Source organism: Staphylococcus sp. EG-SA-2, from assembly GCF_017152085.1.
In genome coordinates this window covers 1-700 of record NZ_JACYHC010001125.1, presented here as the reverse complement: position 1 = coordinate 700, position 700 = coordinate 1, and the positions used below count along the sequence as shown (strand labels likewise).

The window sequence follows — 700 nt, the reverse complement described above, 5'->3', positions numbered from 1 at the left end:
ATGGTATCGGAAGAATTGACCATGTAGAAAATAGACTTGTAGGTATCAAATCAAGAGAAATTTATGAGGCACCTGCTGCAGAAGTTATTTTAAAAGCGCATAAAGCATTAGAAACGATTACGTTAACTAAAGATGTCGCACACTTTAAACCAATCATTGAGAAGCAATTTGCTGAACAACTATACAATGGACTTTGGTTCTCACCTTTAACTGATAGCTTGAAATTATTTATTGATAGTACTCAGCAATACGTAAGTGGTGATGTCAGAATTAAATTATTCAAAGGTAATGCCATCGTGAATGGTAGAAAATCACCTTACACATTATATGATGAAAAATTAGCAACTTATACAAAAGAAGATGCATTTAATCAAGACGCTGCTGTTGGCTTTATCGATATCTATGGTTTACCTACTCAAGTAAATGCGATGTTGCATGGAGGCTATAGCAATGAGCAATAAAGCTTGGGGCGGTAGATTTGAAGTACAACCTGAAGAGTGGGTTGACGACTTTAACGCATCCATTACTTTTGACCAAACGCTCATAGATCAAGATATCGAAGGCAGCATTGCGCATGCAACTATGCTTGCGAATCAAGGCATTATTAGTCAACAAGACAGCGAACAAATTATACAAGGACTAAAATCTATTCAACATGATTATCATCAAGATCAAATTCAATTTAGTGCATCATTAGAAG

The 700-nt window shown here is 35.6% G+C and carries 1 protein-coding gene and 1 pseudogene; both read left to right on the top strand.

Annotation, left to right across the window (positions count from 1 at the left end; genetic code table 11):
• The coding region (locus IDG60_RS27985; RefSeq protein WP_206161049.1) for an adenine nucleotide alpha hydrolase family protein at positions 1-461 on the top strand (461 nt) is incomplete at its 5' end.
• Positions 451-700: pseudogene (locus IDG60_RS27980) on the top strand (lyase family protein); the annotation flags it as partial. The gene IDG60_RS27985 and the pseudogene IDG60_RS27980, both read left to right, overlap by 11 nt.